Below are 17,769 nucleotides of genomic sequence, written 5' to 3' on the forward strand. Positions count from 1 at the left end.
TCTTGTTTACCGGCCCTCCGCTTTTACTGAAACGCCTTTCTTCGCTCACACTTCTATCGCTGGAGTGTGGGCCATGGCATGGTCGATATAGTGAAGCAGGCTTTCGTGTGAATTTATTACTGTTTGTTCATTAGGGGTGTAGTGAAAGGCGTGAAGAAAAGCCTCGATTTTTTTGGCTAAAATATCATCGTTTGTCCGGACCATGAGGACAAGTAAGTCGTCCCATTGTCCCCAAAGCGTATAGTAAAGAGCTTTATCGTAATCAGGTATAACCATTTTTATCCCTCTTTTCTAAAAGGGTTAATTTTATTGTTGCCTGATTTAAAGAAACAATTTGCGAACGTTTTTGGAGATACAGGTAAATGTTTACGTCTCAAGAAGAACTTCAATTTTTCCATGGATTGGCGGTTAATAGTTGCGCATAAACAAAACCAGTTAAACCATACTAGCATTAAACCTAATATAAGGAGGAAAATACACCAATGAAATGGAGAGCTTTAGGCGTTACTTTATTAGGTACAGCTATGCTTATGGGATGTCAAAATGATGGCGGAAACCAGACAGGGCAAGGTACAGATGATGGAGTACAACAAACCCGCTTTAATGACACGACAGATTACCCGTTGAACGGTAATCAAACAGGTACGCGCAACAACCAGGGAGACAACCGTAACATGGCGAACAATGGTAATGTCAATAACCAGGGAAATCAAAACAATAATGTCGGCCAAAATGGGCAGAACAATGATCAATACGAAGTGAATGAAAAACTTGCTGACAGGATTTCTGAGCAGGTAGATGATATTGATCGTGCATATGTGCTGACTGCAGGTGGAAATGCTTATGTTGCAGCCGAGCTTAACAAGGGAAACAATAACAACACGGGCGGCAACAATAACGGCGATGACGGAAACAATGCAAATTTCGGGAACAACGGTAACAATGGAAACGGCGGCGACACCGGAACCAACATGAATAATAATCAGAACGGCAATAATGAAGTCAGCGACGAAGTAAAAGAACAAGTTTCCAAAGTTGTAAAGCAAGCGGACGATAACATTGAGAACGTCTACGTTTCGACAAACCCTGATTTCGTCAATTTAACAAATGATTATGTAGATGATGTCAACAATGGCGAACCTATCGAAGGATTTTTCGAGCAATTCGGCGAAATGACAGAACGTATTTTTCCGCAAAACAGATAACCCTTATGTATAACAAAGCCGTCCATTCTCAATGGGCGGCTTTTTCTTTATGGCGATACTCCTGGCGGGAAAGACTTCCTACTATGTGAAAACTACATAAACGAGAATGATTGTAAATTGATAATACCCATTTATTATGTTATATTATTACCATTAATCCCAATAAAACATAGTGTATTAATAGGAATTAAAAATAAATGGGAGTTGAAATAAAAATGGGCCGTGAATTTGTTGATCTGTTTGATAAGTGGGCTGGTTCTTATGATGAAAGTGTAACGGGGCATGATCCTCAGTATCGTGCTGTATTTGATAAATATGATACAATATTGAATGAAGTAACAAACCATGCAGAAGGAAATGTTTTGGAGTTTGGCGTCGGCACAGGCAATCTTTCAAAAAAACTGATGGATGCCGGCCATACCGTTATCGGCGTTGAACCTTCACAAGCAATGCGCGAGGCAACTGCCGAAAAATTTCCTGACCTGACCGTATTTGATGGCGATTTTCTTTCTTATCCAGATTTGGATGTACCGATTTCTACCATCGTCAGCACGTACGCTTTTCATCATTTAACAGATGAAGAGAAGGGGCGGGCAATCAAAGGCTTCAGCAAGCTGCTCCCGAAAGGCGGGAAAGTAGTCTTTGCGGATACAGCTTACAAAAGCCAAGAGGAAAAAGATAAAATCCATCAGCTTGCCAAAGACAACGGTTATCAAGATCTATTATATGATTTAACGACTGAATACTATCCGATGGTGGATGTCCTCAAGGATCTGTTTGAAGACAACGGATTTTATGTTACTTTTAAACAAATGAACGAATTCGTTTGGCTCATGGTAGCTGACAAACAAGCATAAATAAAGATGTAACTTTTCTCAAAGGAGTGGAGAAATAATGGCAGAAAAAATGAATGTAGAAAGTTTCAATCTTGATCATACTAAGGTAAAAGCGCCTTATGTCCGTCTTGTAGGGGTGACTACTGGGCAAAGCGGTGACAAAGTGTACAAATATGACATCCGCTTCTGCCAGCCGAATAAAGAGCATATGGATATGGCTGGTCTACACTCAATCGAACATTTAATGGCAGAAAATATCCGCAATCATATGGAAAATGTGCTGGACATCGGTCCTATGGGCTGCCAGACAGGGTTCTATTTAGCCATAATTAATAATGACAGCTACGAAGAAGTCTTAGAAGCATTGGAAAAGACCTTGCAGGATGTACTTCATGCTACAGAGGTACCAGCTTGTAATGAGGTTCAATGTGGTTGGGCTGCTAACCACAGCTTAGAAGGAGCTAAAAAAATTGCTGCCGATATGCTGGAAGGTAAAGATGAATGGCAGCAGGTCTTTGCAGAGTAAAGGGGCGCAGATATGACTTTATATCGAAATACCCAGGAACTGATCGGCAATACACCGCTTGTTGAGCTTACTAAGTTCCCCCTTCCCGAGGGGGTTCGTTTTTTTGCGAAATTGGAATTTTATAATCCTGGCGGCAGCATAAAGGACCGATTAGGTCAGGAACTTATCAATGAGGCACTCCGCAGTGGAAAAGTGAGTGAAGGCGGAACGATAATCGAACCGACTGCTGGAAACACTGGTATCGGTTTAGCCTTGGCGGCACTAGATAAAAATGTGTCAGTCACTTTTTGTGTACCTGAACAGTTCAGTATCGAGAAACAGGAATTAATGAAAGCGTTAGGCGCAAAAATCGTCCATACACCGACAGCAGAAGGGATGAGAGGGGCGATTGCAAAAGCAGAACAGCTTGTCAAGGAAACACCGAATAGTTACTCTCCGCAACAGTTCGGCAATCGTGCAAATCCTGCTACTTACTATAAAACATTAGGCCCGGAAATTTGGCAGGATCTCAACGGGGAAGTGGATGTATTTGCAGCTGGAGCTGGTACTGGCGGAACGTTTATGGGGACTGCCCGATACTTGAAAGAACAGAACCCCAATGTGAAAACAGCAATCGTCGAGCCGGAAGGGTCTGTCATTGCAGGGGGGGAACCTGGTCCTCATAAAACGGAGGGGATTGGCATGGAGTTTTTGCCTGATTATATGGACCGTTCCTACTTTGATGCCATTCATACCGTTACCGATGAGACAGCTTTCGATTATGTGAAAGAATTAGCACGTAAGGAAGGACTGCTTGTAGGGAGTTCTTCCGGAGCAGCTTGTTATGCAGCATTGAAAGAGGCCCAACAGGCAAAACCTGGTACTAATATTGTTACTATTTTTCCTGACAGCAGTGAAAGGTATTTAAGTAAACGTATTTATCAAGGAGGAGTATGATGAAATCTAAAACTAAAATGATACACGCAGGGATTACCGGTGATGAAAAGACAGGCGCCGTATCTGTACCCATATATCAAGTAAGCACATATGCGCAAGAGGCAGCTGGAAAGCATACAGGATATGAGTATTCCCGGACAGGAAACCCTACACGCCATGCGTTGGAAACCACAATAACCCAATTGGAGAATGGCAAGTCAGGTTTCGCCTTTGGCTCTGGTATGGCAGCAATCACTTCGATTATGATGCTGATGGACAGTGGTGACCATATTGTCATGACAGACGATGTTTATGGTGGGACTTATCGCTTGATGACAGGTGTCTTAAACCGCTTCAACCTTGACCATTCCTTTATTGATACGAGCGATCCGGACAAAGTGAAAGCAGCTATCCAGCCGAATACAAAAGCGCTTTATATTGAAACTCCGACAAACCCTCTTTTAAAAATTACTGATTTAAAAAAGATGGCAGAAATCGCTAAGGAAAATGATTTATTATTAATTGTTGATAACACATTTGCCACACCGTACTGGCAGCAGCCGATTGACTTGGGAGCTGACATCGTGCTTCACAGTGCTACCAAGTATATTGGAGGGCATAGTGACGTTGTGGCCGGATTAGTAGTAGTTAATTCGGAAAAATTGGCCGAAGATCTTCACTATATCCAAAACTCTGTGGGAGGAGTTCTTGGGCCGCAGGATTCCTGGCTGCTTATGCGCGGCATAAAAACGCTGGGTCTGCGTATGGAGGCGGCCGAAAAAAATTCTCAACAACTTGTAGAATTTTTGCAAAGCCATCCGCAGGTTAGTACCATCTATTATCCAGGCCTAGCTGATCATAAAGGCCATGATATTGCCAAGGATCAAGCCGATGGCTTTGGAGCGATGATCTCGTTTGATGTCGGGAGCTCCGAAAAAGCGGATGAGGTACTTTCTAAGGTGAAATACTTTACCTTAGCGGAAAGCTTAGGTGCTGTTGAAAGTTTAATCTCCCTCCCAGCGAAAATGACGCATGCCTCTATTCCTAGAGAACGTCGTTTAGAGCTTGGTATAACAGACGGACTAATTCGCATTTCTGTCGGTATTGAAGATGGCGACGACTTAATTGAAGATCTTAAGCAAGCAATGGAATAAGCAGGAAAAGCAGGGCTGCGGATGCGGGCCCTGCTTTTATTATATAGAAAAAATTGTGGTAAAATGATAGCAGTGACTAGTAAAGGATGTGGACGAATTGTCAGAACAAGTTTTGAATTATCTACAGGACAACCGTGAACGTTTATTAGAGAAGCTCAATGAATTTTTATCAATTCCAAGCATTAGTACGGAGAGTGTACATAAGCCAGACGTTGCTGTGGCTGCAAGGTTTGTGGCGGATCATTTAACAGATATTGGCTTTAACCGGGTGGAAGTTCAGGAAACGAAAGGCCATCCGCTTGTGTATGGGGAGTGGATGGGTGCAGGAGATGGTGCACCGACCGCTTTGTTGTATGGCCATTATGATGTGCAGCCGGCAGATCCATTAGATTTATGGGACAGTGAACCATTTAAACCGGAGGTTAGGGACGGCAGATTGTATGCTCGCGGAGCAAGTGATGATAAAGGGCAGGTATTCATGCATCTCGCTGTATTTGAAGCTTTTATGAAAACTGAAGGTGCAATACCAGTTAATATTAAGGTTTGCATTGAAGGGGAAGAAGAAATCGGTAGTGAAAACCTTTACCAGGTCTTAGAAGATAAAAAGGAGCAATTCTCTGCTGATTTTGCTATTATTTCCGATTCAGGAATGGTTGATACCGGACAGCCGACAGTATTATACGGATTAAAAGGTTTTACTGGCCTTGAATTCACTGTCCACGGACCTTCCAGTGACTTACACTCAGGAATTTACGGAGGCGTCGTCCGTAACCCTGCGATGGCAATGGCACATTTGCTTGCATCCCTGAAGGACGAGCAGGAGGTTGTTCAGGTGGATGGATTTTATGAAGGAGTGAAAGCGCTTGGTGAGGAAGAACGGAAGTTGATTGCTGAGGTACCTGGCGAGAATTATCAGCAGACTACCGGGGTGGAGGAAACGGTTTCGGAGAAAGGCTTTACAGCTAAAGAGCACATGATGGCACGTCCGACCATGGAAATTAACGGGTTGTTCGGTGGTTATCAGGGCGAGGGCACTAAAACGATTATCCCTTCTTCTGCAACAGCTAAACTTACGTGCCGATTAGTCCCGGGGATGGACCCAGCTCGTATTCAGCAGCTGGTCATCGATCACTTGCAAAAACATTTGCCAAGCGGGGTAACCTTGGACATTAAGCCTGAACCACTTTCTGCCAAAGCATATAAAGTTAACCCTGATCATCCATTGATAAAGATTGCCGGCCAATCACTACAGCAGGCGTTTGGAAAAGAGCCAGTATATGCCAGACTTGGCGGCTCGATTCCGGTAGTAGAATCAATTGATTCTATTTTCCGCATGCCGGTGGTTCTGCTCGGTTTTGGCACTCCTGAAGACAGGCTGCATTCCCCTAATGAAAGCTTCCCGCTAGAGAGCTTTGATAAAGGAATGGAAACACTTGTTTATTACTGGAGCAAGGTGAAAGACACATCACTATAGGGAGAAGGTTGGACCTAATATAAATCCACTTGCAAAAACCGAACGAGAACAGCATAGGATTTTAAGGGAATCTTCAGGCATTCGATTGATGACGAAATGGAATATATATGGCGATTAACAGTAAGTTTTTTCTTAATAGCATTTTTCGATAAGCACTAATTTACCGCGAAGTACACTGCCTGCCCAAGTTAAGCACCAACTGTGTTCGCAGGTTATATTAAATAGTAGAAAAGAAAAATCGAACGAGTTCGAATGTTAAGGATTTCGAATCATCGTTCGATTTTTGCTTTGGCCACTATCCTTTTGTCCCAACCTCTTTGTGACGGTTTCATGAAAGTTGATCCTTTTTTGCCGCAAAATGCTTAAGATGGCTTATAATTAGCGAATAAAGGAGTGAGAACTTTGAGAAAAGCAAGTATATATGGAATTGTATTATTGCTTGCACTGCTAGCGCTGGCCGCCTGCAGCAACGAGCAACAAAAACAAAGCCGGGCAGAAAATCTGGCTCCTAATCATGAAATGACAGCAAGCACCGATGAACTTCCTCAATTTTTAAGCAAGGCTTCTGAAGACTTACAATTGGTTTATCAGACAGCTGCCGAACATAAACAACTACTCGAGCATATTCCATGCTATTGTGGGTGCAGTGACGATGCTGTCGGCCACAAGGACAATTATGACTGCTTTGTCTATGAGAAAAAAGAGAATGGAGAAGTTACTTGGGATACACACGGGATGGCTTGCCAAGTATGTATTGACACAGCGGTATATTCGATTAAGGAATATAATAATGGAACAGAAATTTCGGCAATCCGCGAACATATCGATAATACTTATCAAGGAAAAGGTTATCCAGAACCAACGCCTACTCCAGAAATATAAAATAGTGGCTGGGCATAACATACATCCACTTGCAAAAATCGAACGATAACAGCTTATGAAGTTTTAACAGGCCATCTTCAAGCATTCGATTGATGGCGCAAGGGAATATAAATGGCGTTGGAACAGTAGTATCGGAAAAGCGCTAGTACGGCGCGATATCAAGTAAACCATAAGCATTTGTGTTCTTCTGAAAACAGAACGCAGACTCAGTGGAGGAAATCCACGGAGACTCCTGCGGGAGGGAAGGCCTAGGTGGGACCCCGCAGAGCGCAAGCTCGAGGAGGCTCACCAGCCGCCCGCGGAAAGCGTAGTGTATTTCCGCAGCGGTGTCGTCATGCAAGGTAGTAAGAACAGCCGTATAAGCGCAGGCAGTATAGGTATAGGTAGACTCCAGTGGAAACAATACGAGTTTGAAGCCCCGTAAGAAGCCGCTTTTTGCTTCAGAGGACAAGAAAGGCTTCGGCAGCGACTCATCACACGCAGAAAATGGCTCCTTTATTTTCAAGGAGGCTGAAGCCGTCCCCACGGAAAGCGAAGTATTCTGCCGGCACCTAACTTTGTTAGAAGGAAAAAAATAGAGTTGTACCTGTGTCCGCAGGTTATCTTAAATAGTAGGAAAGAAAAATCGAGCGAGTTTGAATATTATTCGAATCATCGTTCGATTTTTCTTTGGCTTTTAGCCTTTTGTTCCAAACACTTTTGCTTGAAGAGAACCTGAGGGGTTTTTCGGCAAATTTTTTGTTCTTCCCTCGAGGGGAGATACCACTTGGTTTCACTCGATCCTCCATGCAAAATACCCGAAAAGAAGCTTCTCCATACAGGCGAGTCCGGTAAGTAAACGATACGTGCCGTCAGCCTTTTATTTTCATCATCTCCCTGTCTTGTTCATATATTGAGGTAACACCACCAAAAAGGGGAGATCGTCTTTGAAACAAGCGGAGCAGGACTCGCTGGAAAGAGCGATTGATGAGATAACCGAAATAGCAAAAGGATTTGGCTTGGACTTTTATCCAATGCGTTATGAGATATGCCCGGCAGAAGTTATCTATACATTTGGCGCTTATGGAATGCCGACCCGGTTCTCGCATTGGAGTTTTGGCAAACAATTTCATAAAATGAAGCTGCAATATGATTTAGGGCTAAGTAAGATATATGAGCTCGTAATCAATTCCAATCCTTGTTATGCCTTCCTGCTTAATTCCAATAGTTTAATTCAAAATAAATTAATTGTTGCCCACGTCCTCGCCCATTGCGATTTTTTTAAAAACAATGCGCGGTTCAGGAATACCAATAAAGATATGGTTGAAAGTATGTCCGCGACAGCCGAGCGAATTGCTGCTTATGAAAAAGAGCACGGTCAGGCTGAAGTAGAAGCTTTCCTCGATGCTGTTCTGGCTATCCAGGAACATATTGATCCTCGGCTGATCAAACCCCATTTAGAATGGGAAAAAGATGAGGAAGAAGAGGAGCTTCCTGCCAAGGTGACGCCATATGATGATTTATGGAGCATAGACGTAAATAGAACAAGTATTAATCCGGCTAAAAAGAAAAAGGCATTTCCGCCAAAGCCGGAAAAAGACTTGTTGCTATTCATCGAGGAATATAGCCGGACATTGGAGGATTGGCAGCGGGACATTCTCACGATGATGCGTGAGGAAATGCTTTATTTCTGGCCGCAGCTGGAGACAAAAATCATGAACGAAGGGTGGGCTTCCTATTGGCATCAGCGCATCCTCAGGGAAATGAACTTGTCCAGTGATGAATCGATTGAGTTTGCTAAGTTGAATGCAGGGGTTGTACAGCCTTCCAAAACGCAAATCAATCCCTATTACCTTGGAGTGAAGATGTTTGAGGATATTGAAGAACGTTTTAACAACCCTTCACAGGAGATGAAAAGGTGGGGAGCGGAACCCGGCAAGGGAAGGGAAAAAATATTTGAAGTTAGAGAAATAGAGTCCGATATTTCATTCATCCGTAACTATTTGACAAGAGACTTGGTACACCGGGAAGATCTTTACTTGTTTCAGAAGCAGGGCCATGAGTATAAGATAACTGATAAGAATTGGGAAGCTGTCAGGGATCAGCTGATTACGATGCGAGTCAATGGTGGGTTCCCTTATATAACGGTACAGAATGGTGATTACCTGAAAAATGGTGAATTATACTTAAAGCATCATTATGAAGGCGTAGAATTGGATTTATCCTATTTGGAGAAGACGCTTCCTTATATTTATCAATTGTGGGGCAGAAATGTTCATATGGAAACAGTAGTAGAAGCTAAAGGCGCTCTGTTTAGCTATGAAGGAAATAAAGTATACAAAAAGTACTTGTGATTCCTTATCGACGGCAATTCCGTTTCATTAAAAATGGCAGACATTATGTCTGCCATTTTATTGATAATTAAAATGTGTGCGCCAATTCTTTGGCACGGACAATCGCGTTTTCTTTGATTTCTTCTGCTTTTTCCGGCATCGCTGCATGGCCTTCGATGAACAATCCTTCAAAAGAAGGGACCCCAAAGAAATCCATGATAATGCTTAAATAACGGTGTCCCATTTCCATGGCAGCTGCAGGTCCCTCCGAATAAATGCCGCCGCGCGCTTGAATATGCAGCGCTTTTTTATCAGTTAACAGGCCTACAGGGCCATCCTCTGTATATCTGAACGCTTTTCCTGCAACTGCTACGGAATCAATATATGCTTTCATTAAAGGCGGAAAGGAGAAGTTCCATAAAGGGGTGACAAAAATGTATTTGTCTGCCTGAATAAACTGCTCACTCAACTCGGAAAGACGTCCAACCTTGGCTTGTTCTCCTTCAGAAAGCTCTTCAAATCCTTTGCCAGACTGTAATTTTCCCCAGCCCTGAAAAACATCAGCATCAATATACGGAATATTTTCTTTATATAAATCCATCGGTATAATTTCATCATCCGGATTAACTTCCTTATAAGTCTCAATAAATGCTTTTGCTGCTGACATGCTGTACGACAATGTTTCATCATGTGGATGTGCTGTGATGTATAATACTTTAGCCATTCAAAAACTCACCTTTCTGTCTTCGGGAAATTTATTTTAGTCAGTAGAAACTAACTAATTTTCAATCAACTATCTTGAAATAAAGATATTTGGTTCGCAGGTAAATATATCGGAAAAGCTATGGATATGTCAATCAAACAATCTTATTTTATAAAAAAAGGACTTGTTTTATACGACAAGTCCTTAAGTTTCTTCTTTATTCTATTTTAAGGTATATGGATTTCCGCTTATGTTTTTCCTTGCCTCATCCGTAATAATAAAGGGCTTGGAATCGGTTGGGCTGCTATTTTTGGTTATTGGTCCACTTCCATCATAGTGTAAGGGCTTTTGGCTCATAAACAAACCTCCTTGTCATCTTTATATCATTATACCAGAAAGCGGTTACAATGTTGTTTCAACTTATTTTTCACCGATTTGTTTCAATTTATACTATTTGAGCTATTCTCGGGAAGTTAAGATAAGCATGTTTTAGCGGCACAAAGCTCTTTTTTTAACTCTTTTATTATCTATGATACACTTACAGGTAGACAATATTTGCGAATCGGATAACTTTCGGTCAAATGAAGGATTTGATTAGTTTGAATTTTTTAGAGGAGTAGTGAAAGATGACAAAACAAGATGAAATGTTGTATCAATATTTAATTGATCATACCTCCTTAATGACAGATAAGTGGCTGAGTACAAGGGAAAAAACGGAGGGGTCCATTTATTCGGTGAATACGGATGGGGATGTCGAAAAAATGCTTCGCGATCAGAACAGGCTGACGGTTGAAACCGTCTCAAGCACCCTTCTAAGAGATGAAGAAACATTAAACGAATCCGTCGATGAGTGGGCGAAAACTATCGGAGAAAGCAGAGTAAACTCTGATACACCCATTTATGAAGTTATTGAAGCTGTTAATAAAGCAGAATCAGTATTTATGGAATTTGTCATCCATTTCATCGAAGAAAACGATGAGTTGGTAAGAAAAGAAGATGTGTTGAAATGGAACAGACTGATTCACTCGGCGTTTAATCGGCTGATAAGCCGTTTTTCAGAGGTGTACTACAGGATCACCAAGCAAAGGCTGTTTTCCCAACAGGAATTAATCCATGAATTAAGCACTCCTATCATCCCCGTCTTCGAAAATATGGCTATCGTGCCTCTTATCGGAGAATTGGATTCCTACCGCGCAAAATTCATCATTGAAACCATCCCAGAGAAGTGTGTGGAAATACAAGCAGAACATATATTTATTGATTTATCGGGAATGCCGACAATCGATACGATGATTGCTCATCAAATTTATCAATTAACCGGCATACTTAAGCTTCTCGGAGTTAAATCGACAATTTCGGGTATTCGGCCGGAGGTCGCTCAAACCGCAATTCAATTAGGAATCGAGTTTAACAGTACAGGTACCTTTAGTACATTAAAACAGGCATTATTGACGGCAGGGTTACATATTTCCAGCAATGAAGAAGTATGACAGCACAAGATATGCGGCATGTTTGCCGCTAATGAGGTAATCGCTGGCTGCAACTAGAGGCTTACCTATTGGGTAAGTCTTTATTTGAATTTTCAATTGAACAATAGTTGGATTATGGTAAACTAAAAAAATCGATAGATGGTATTGCTGGAAATACAGGTCTTAAAAGGGGGATGGCTATGTTTACATACAAAGTCGACGAAGAGATGGAACTAAAGCTAATTGAACTAGGGGATGCTGAACAGGTCTTTGAACTGACAGACAGCTCGAGGGAATCTTTACGCACGTTTTTGAGATGGGTAGATGGAACCAGTAAGCCTGAAGATACCAAAGAATTTATTCAGGCAGGGCTGCGCAGCTTTGCTGAAAATAAAAGCATGACCACTGTTATCTTATATAAAAACGAAATTGCAGGCGTTGCTGGCTATCATGAAATTAACTGGACAAATAAAAGCGTTTCCATCGGCTACTGGCTAGGACAAAAATACCAGGGCAAAGGGATAATGCTTCGGGCAGTGCGAGCGTTGACAAATTATGCTTTTAACAGGCTTGCCTTAAACCGGGTAGAGATTAGGGCAGCTGCCGAGAATGTAAAAAGCAGAGCTATTCCCGAGAAGTTAAATTTTAAAGAAGAAGGCTGTATTAGGCAGGCAGAGTGGCTTTATGACCATTATGTGGATCATGTCGTTTATGGAATGCTAGCAGAAGAATGGCAGGAGAAACATTAAAAGCAATAAAGAGCCGGTTTAAACAGGCTCTTTATTGCTTTTGAATCATTTACAACAATCCCAGCAGCCAACCGCCGACTGCACCCGACAATACCACTATCCATGGCGGCAATTTCCAATACACCAGCATACTGAATAAGACGGCGGCAAAGGCAAAATCATGGGCGTTTAAGATGGAGGACGACCAAATCGGTTGATAAAAGGCAGAAATAAGGATACCGACCACTGCTGCGTTTACACCAATTAATGCCCCTTTGATTTTAGGGTTACGGCGGAGCTGACTCCAAAACGGAATAGTGCCGGCGATAAGCAAAAATCCGGGTAAAAATATTGCAAAGGTTGCCAGCAGTCCTGTTTTCCATCCACCGATAACTGCTCCCAGATAGGAGGAGAATGTAAATAAAGGACCGGGAACTGCCTGAGCAGCTCCGTAACCAGCTAAAAATTGTTGTTCTGTCAACCAGCCCGCAGGAACAAACTCTCTTTCGAGTAAAGGCAAAACCACATGACCGCCGCCAAAAACCAATGCTCCCGATCTGTAAAAGCTGTCGAGTATAGCAATCCAGGATAAGGCAGTGCTTTCTCTTATAATCGGCAGCAGGATAAGCAATCCAAAAAATAAGGTCAAACAGATGGTTGCTTTTGTACGGGACACGGGAATACTAATGTGCGATTCCTCTATATCCACTTCATTTTTAAATAAGAATAACCCGATCAATGCAGCCGCCAATATAATGAAAATCTGTGTGTAAGTGGTTTGCCAAATAAGTGTTCCTACGACAGCGAGCAAGGCCAACATTTTACGTTGTAAATCAGGGGTGAGTTTCTTAGCCATACCTAAGATAGCGTGCGCGACGACGACCACAGCGACAATTTTCAGGCCTCGGATTGCTCCCGCCTCTGCCAGATTATAATTATTGAGAAAAAGGGCAAATAAAATTAGTGCAATAACGGACGGCAATGTAAAACCAAGAAAGGAAACAATGCCGCCGATTAAACCTCCGCGAACCATGCCAATGCCCATTCCAACTTGTGAGCTTGCGGGACCAGGCAAAAATTGACAAAGGGCAACAAGGTCAGCGTAGCTTTTTTCATCCAGCCATTTTTTTCTGCGAATATATTCTTCATGGAAGTAACCTAAGTGGGCAATCGGGCCGCCAAACGATGTCAGGCCAAGACGAGTCGATAGCAGGAATAGTTCCCATAGATTCATCCATTTATTTTCTTGTTTCCCGTTCATATAATCACCTTCTATTCATTAATTTCTCTAAAGAGTTCATATGCCTTGCTTCTTGCTTCTGTTAAAACATTTTTACCTTTATCGGTAGCTGTGTAATACTTGCGGATTTTCCCTTTTACTTTTCTGTTCTCTTTAGCTAGCAGGCCATCCTTTTCCATGTTATGGAGGATGGGGTACAGCGTACCGGCACTGATCTGATAGCCGTGTTCTTTAAGTTCCTGCAGCATCCATACGCCATAAACAGGCTGTTCTTGGGCATGATGTAAAATATGTATCTGGATAAACCCGAGAAAGAGCTTACGTAAGATCTTTTCCTCCAAGCTTATTTCCCCCTTTGATATCGAAGACCAATATCGAAATTCGATTTCATTATAAAATTCCTTGTTGATATATGCAATCTGTATAAGGAAATCTTTACAAACGCTACATATTAGGGAGGCGAAAGGTGTGTTATCTATTTGAAATGATTATTAGGGTTAAGGGAAGGAAACAGAATGGAACGAAAGCAGGAAAGCCAAATAAAAAAGCACTGGATTTACCAGTGCCTATACACTAACCGCTTACTCCCTCTGTTATCCAGTGATGAGTTTTTGTTAACCCTTCTCTTAACGAAAATTGCGGCTCCCAGTTTAGCTCGCTTTCTATCTTACCTGCATCGAGGCAGCGGTTTCTTACTGTATCTATCATCCTTTCAGGCGCAAAATGGATCTCTGTGCTTTCTTTGGTAACGTCCATAATAAGTTCTGCTAGAAGAGAAATTTTTGTTTCTTTCCCTGTTCCGACATTGTAAACATTTCCGACGGCAGCTGGATGGGTTGCTGCAAGTAAGATTGCTTGAATCCCATCCTTGATATAGGTGAAATCGCGGGTTTGTTCACCATCACCGTAAATTACTAATGGTTGCTTCTTCATGGCAGAATCAAAAAACTTGGCCACCACCCCGCAATAAGGATTAGCCGCTAATTGGCCTGGTCCGTAAAGATTGGAAAGTCTTAATATCGTTACCGGAAGCTGTGAAATGGATTGATAAACATGGCAATAATGCTCCATAGAAAATTTACTGGCAGCATAGGGCAAGGATATATTATAGTAGTGTTCTGGTGTAGGAAGAATGTCAGCATTGTTGTAAACAGAGGCAGTTGAAGTATAGATAAACCTTTTGATGTTAGGGTTTAGTTCCTTTGTTTTCTGTAACAGTAAAAAACCGCCGTATAAATTTGTATGGAAGTCTGCCTCCATATCTTCGACAGATAGCAGTAAATTTCGGCAAGCTAAATGAAATATATAATCTACTTTAGGCAGGACTGTATTAAGTGTTTCTTCATCGATAATCGAGGTTTGATAGAAGGAAATTTTATCGGAAGACGGAATAGATAAAATGTTACCTGTAGATAAATCATCGATTACGTAAATATGGTCAGCTTTGGGGAGAAGGCCTGCAATTAGTTGAGAACCCACAAATCCAGCGCCTCCTGTAATTAGCACATTTCCATAGGACATTGTTTAGCCACCCCCATCTACTCCGTTGTTGTCCCGGTAATTTCATTGCTGTCCTTATTAATGCCGAGCTTTGTTTCCAATAATTCTTTATTAAATAATATCTTTTCATCATCCGGTCGGTAATCTCTTGCTTTCTCATTGTGTTCATACGACTTTTGGAAGTCCTGAAGGTTGTAATAGCAGACACACATTTGCAAGTGCGGATACCATGTCGAGTAGGCAGGATATGTGAAACTCCATTTGTTTGGATCAATTTCTAGCGTGGTAGCTAACTCATACCAATAAACGGCCGATTTGTAATCGCGCTGGCGTTGTAAATTATAACCGATTCGACTGCATGTTTCTGGTCGAGGCAGCTTGGAAAACTTAAACGATTCAAACAGCGAGGATAACTCGTTATCGGTATCACCGAGAAACCGGTAGCAATCCGCTTTGTTTATGCAAGCATACACTTTATCTTCAATCCAGCCTTCTTTCATGGCGATGTTTTTTTGGTAACTTTCAATAGCTTGCTCATAATGGCCGTTTTCTCGTAATTCATTCCCATAATAAAAATAATCCCGCGGAGAAAATTCATCGCCTCGTTCAAGTTTTTTGCCGTAAATTGATAAATTCCTTCCTACGGAATGGCGGATTTTTTTATGCGTAACCGCAATATCAGAGTTAATAATGTTTCCATATACTTCAAGATATTGATGGCAATCACCTTTCCACTTGAAGTTTTTGCTTCTTTTGATAAGCCGGTTTCTTCGGTATTGGAGGGTAACATTGCCATATTCGTCTGTTCCGGCATTATAATACATGGAAACAGAATCAACGGACGGATCCAGGCTTTCTTTTAACTGTTTTAGTTTTTCCTGATCCGCTTCCAGGAGGACATCATCAGCATCTAAATAAAGAATATAATCCTTGGTGGCATGTTTGAATGATTCATTTCGTGCTGCGGCAAAATCACCGATCCATTCAAAGAAAAATACTCGGTCTGTATATTGTTTAGCTATTTCTACTGTCTTGTCTTCTGATCCGGTATCAACTATATTAATCTCATCAACTATATCTTTCACCGTTTCCAGACATCTTCCTAAAACTTCCTCTTCATTTTTTACTATCATACATAAACTAATAGAAACCATTTTTTCTCTCCTCTCGCTATAAGAAATTCATTTATATTTCTGTTTATTTTTAGCATATTTTCGCAACAGGTGAATGGCTTGGATGAAAACCTATGAAAAGAAAAAAGGCATCCAACCTATACAAATATACAAATAGGAATAAAGGGAAAAGGTGTTGGTTACCAACACCTTTTCCGAAAAAATTATGGTCCAGTAGGTCCAGTTGGTCCAGTAGGTCCAGTAGGTCCAGTAGGTCCGGTAGCACCAGTAGCTCCAGTAGCTCCAGTAGCTCCAGTGGCTCCGGTAGGTCCAGTGGCTCCGGTAGGTCCGGTAGCACCCGTAGGTCCGGTGGCTCCGGTAGGTCCCGTAGCACCAGTAGGTCCGGTGGCTCCGGTAGGTCCCGTAGCACCAGTAGGTCCAGTGGCTCCGGTAGGTCCAGTGGCTCCAGTAGGTCCGGTAGCACCCGTAGGTCCGGTAGCTCCAGTGGCACCAGTAGCTCCAGTAGGTCCGGTAGCTCCAGTAGGTCCGGTAGCACCAGTAGCACCAGTGGCACCCGTAGGTCCAGTGGCTCCAGTAGGTCCAGTAGCACCCGTAGGTCCAGTGGCTCCGGTAGGTCCGGTAGCACCAGTAGCACCAGTGGCACCCGTAGGTCCGGTGGCACCAGTAGCACCAGTGGCACCCGTAGGTCCGGTGGCACCAGTAGCACCAGTAGCACCAGTAGCACCCGTAGCACCCGTAGGTCCAGTGGCTCCAGTAGGTCCAGTAGCACCCGTAGGACCAGTAGCTCCGGTAGGTCCAGTAGCACCCGTAGGTCCGGTGGCTCCGGTAGGTCCAGTAGCTCCGGTAGGTCCGGTGGCTCCAGTCGGTCCGGTCGGCCCAGTAGGTCCAGTGGCTCCGGTAGGTCCAGTAGCACCCGTAGGTCCAGTGGCTCCAGTAGGTCCAGTAGCACCCGTAGGTCCAGTGGCTCCAGTAGGTCCAGTAGCACCCGTAGGTCCAGTAGCACCCGTAGGTCCAGTGGCTCCGGTAGGTCCAGTGGCTCCAGTAGGTCCGGTAGCACCCGTAGCACCCGTAGGTCCAGTGGCTCCAGTAGGTCCGGTAGCACCCGTAGGTCCAATAGGTCCAGTCGGCCCTGCGTCTCCATTTCCTTCAGCCTCAAGTAATTCTACATCATCGACTAGTACACTAGGTGCAGTAAGCGCGCTTATAGGTTTGCTTATGATTACTTGTGCTTGGGTAGTTCCGGCAGGAGCATCATCGGTATTTTGGTAGAAATTATGCCAGGTACTATTTTCGACAAAAGGAATGTTGTTATAAAATATTTCTACATCTAAACCGGTGCCCACTACGACATTAGCTGCGTTTAGAAACAGAACTTGAATGTTGATTACCGGACTAGGGCGAGCAGTAGTTTTAGAAAGAGATATTAACAGCTCGTAGCTTTCTCCGGCAGTTGCGGGAACTGTTTGGGAAAGCGAAGCCTGGGCAGCGCCGCCAGCTAATCTTGCAGCATGAGTTCCAGAGTGTGCTGGTCCGGTAACAACCGTAGTGTTAAACGCACTCCAACCTGTGAGGTCACCAGTCTCAAAGCTGCTATTAACGATAAGATCGTTGAGTGACAAGTTTATTTTCCTCCCATCCATCAAGTTATTTCAAAACTAGCTTTTCTAGTAATGAAACTCACAATATACTATG

Annotated in this window: 18 protein-coding genes; 10 read left to right on the forward strand and 8 right to left on the reverse strand. The window is 42.8% G+C overall.

What is annotated here, in order from left to right; all coding sequences use genetic code 11:
* Positions 1-45 precede the first annotated feature (45 nt).
* Positions 46-276, reverse strand: a complete 231-nt coding sequence (locus BLR93_RS15765; RefSeq protein ID WP_093216640.1) for a YhdB family protein — start codon at positions 274-276, stop codon at positions 46-48.
* 206 nt (positions 277-482) lie between these two features.
* Here BLR93_RS15765 and BLR93_RS15770 point away from each other — a divergent pair, with 206 nt between their 5' ends.
* The 8 genes from BLR93_RS15770 (at position 483) to BLR93_RS15805 (ending at position 9,325) form a co-directional block, all read left to right on the forward strand.
* Positions 483-1,205, forward strand: coding sequence for a YhcN/YlaJ family sporulation lipoprotein (locus tag BLR93_RS15770; protein WP_093216642.1), 723 nt, complete (start codon positions 483-485; stop codon positions 1,203-1,205).
* Positions 1,206-1,420: 215 nt separating this feature from the next.
* Positions 1,421-2,062, forward strand: coding sequence for a class I SAM-dependent DNA methyltransferase (locus BLR93_RS15775; protein WP_093216723.1), 642 nt, complete (start codon positions 1,421-1,423; stop codon positions 2,060-2,062).
* Positions 2,063-2,099: 37 nt separating this feature from the next.
* Positions 2,100-2,567, forward strand: a complete 468-nt coding sequence (locus BLR93_RS15780) for an S-ribosylhomocysteine lyase (RefSeq protein WP_093216644.1) — start codon at positions 2,100-2,102, stop codon at positions 2,565-2,567.
* A 12-nt stretch (positions 2,568-2,579) separates the two neighbouring features.
* Complete coding sequence (gene cysK / locus BLR93_RS15785) at positions 2,580-3,503, forward strand: cysteine synthase A (RefSeq protein WP_093216647.1); 924 nt, start codon at positions 2,580-2,582, stop codon at positions 3,501-3,503.
* Positions 3,503-4,636 (forward strand): bifunctional cystathionine gamma-lyase/homocysteine desulfhydrase, encoded by a 1,134-nt coding sequence (locus tag BLR93_RS15790; RefSeq protein WP_093216649.1) that lies wholly within the window; start codon positions 3,503-3,505, stop codon positions 4,634-4,636. The genes cysK and BLR93_RS15790 overlap by 1 nt, the downstream gene beginning before the upstream one ends.
* A gap of 97 nt (positions 4,637-4,733) precedes the next feature.
* Positions 4,734-6,110, forward strand: a complete 1,377-nt coding sequence (locus BLR93_RS15795; protein ID WP_093216652.1) for a dipeptidase — start codon at positions 4,734-4,736, stop codon at positions 6,108-6,110.
* Between the two features lie 402 nt (positions 6,111-6,512).
* Positions 6,513-6,992: a PCYCGC motif-containing (lipo)protein gene (locus BLR93_RS15800; protein WP_245690177.1), complete on the forward strand. Its 480-nt coding sequence runs from the start codon at positions 6,513-6,515 to the stop codon at positions 6,990-6,992.
* A gap of 926 nt (positions 6,993-7,918) precedes the next feature.
* Positions 7,919-9,325 (forward strand): SpoVR family protein, encoded by a 1,407-nt coding sequence (locus BLR93_RS15805; protein WP_093216655.1) that lies wholly within the window; start codon positions 7,919-7,921, stop codon positions 9,323-9,325.
* A gap of 67 nt (positions 9,326-9,392) precedes the next feature.
* Here BLR93_RS15805 and BLR93_RS15810 read toward each other — a convergent pair whose 3' ends face one another.
* Both BLR93_RS15810 and BLR93_RS18420 read right to left on the reverse strand, forming a co-directional pair.
* Positions 9,393-10,028: an FMN-dependent NADH-azoreductase gene (locus BLR93_RS15810; protein ID WP_093216657.1), complete on the reverse strand. Its 636-nt coding sequence runs from the start codon at positions 10,026-10,028 to the stop codon at positions 9,393-9,395.
* A gap of 201 nt (positions 10,029-10,229) precedes the next feature.
* The gene (locus tag BLR93_RS18420; protein WP_281241721.1) at positions 10,230-10,364 is read right to left on the reverse strand and encodes a hypothetical protein; all 135 of its coding nucleotides are present in this window, start codon (positions 10,362-10,364) and stop codon (positions 10,230-10,232) included.
* Positions 10,365-10,633: 269 nt separating this feature from the next.
* Here BLR93_RS18420 and BLR93_RS15815 point away from each other — a divergent pair, with 269 nt between their 5' ends.
* Positions 10,634-11,497 (forward strand): STAS domain-containing protein, encoded by an 864-nt coding sequence (locus BLR93_RS15815; RefSeq protein ID WP_093216660.1) that lies wholly within the window; start codon positions 10,634-10,636, stop codon positions 11,495-11,497.
* Positions 11,498-11,676: 179 nt separating this feature from the next.
* Positions 11,677-12,225 carry a GNAT family N-acetyltransferase gene (locus BLR93_RS15820; protein ID WP_093216664.1) on the forward strand — a complete coding sequence of 183 codons (549 nt, stop codon included), beginning with the start codon at positions 11,677-11,679 and terminating at the stop codon, positions 12,223-12,225.
* A 49-nt stretch (positions 12,226-12,274) separates the two neighbouring features.
* Here BLR93_RS15820 and BLR93_RS15825 read toward each other — a convergent pair whose 3' ends face one another.
* The 5 genes from BLR93_RS15825 to BLR93_RS15845 form a co-directional block, all read right to left on the reverse strand.
* Positions 12,275-13,465 carry a chromate transporter gene (locus BLR93_RS15825; RefSeq protein WP_093216668.1) on the reverse strand — a complete coding sequence of 397 codons (1,191 nt, stop codon included), beginning with the start codon at positions 13,463-13,465 and terminating at the stop codon, positions 12,275-12,277.
* An 11-nt stretch (positions 13,466-13,476) separates the two neighbouring features.
* A complete protein-coding gene (locus BLR93_RS15830; protein WP_093216670.1) occupies positions 13,477-13,785 on the reverse strand; it encodes a PadR family transcriptional regulator in 309 nt (102 codons plus the stop codon).
* 232 nt (positions 13,786-14,017) lie between these two features.
* A complete protein-coding gene (locus tag BLR93_RS15835) occupies positions 14,018-14,965 on the reverse strand; it encodes an NAD-dependent epimerase/dehydratase family protein (RefSeq protein ID WP_093216672.1) in 948 nt (315 codons plus the stop codon).
* 17 nt (positions 14,966-14,982) lie between these two features.
* Positions 14,983-16,098, reverse strand: coding sequence for a glycosyltransferase (locus BLR93_RS15840; protein WP_093216674.1), 1,116 nt, complete (start codon positions 16,096-16,098; stop codon positions 14,983-14,985).
* Positions 16,099-16,280: 182 nt separating this feature from the next.
* Positions 16,281-17,696, reverse strand: a complete 1,416-nt coding sequence (locus BLR93_RS15845; protein ID WP_175559394.1) for an NTTRR-F1 domain — start codon at positions 17,694-17,696, stop codon at positions 16,281-16,283.
* Positions 17,697-17,769 lie beyond the last annotated feature (73 nt).

Origin of the sequence: Sediminibacillus albus (genome assembly GCF_900101125.1) — a bacterium.
Classification (GTDB): Bacteria; Bacillota; Bacilli; order Bacillales; family Amphibacillaceae; genus Sediminibacillus; species Sediminibacillus albus.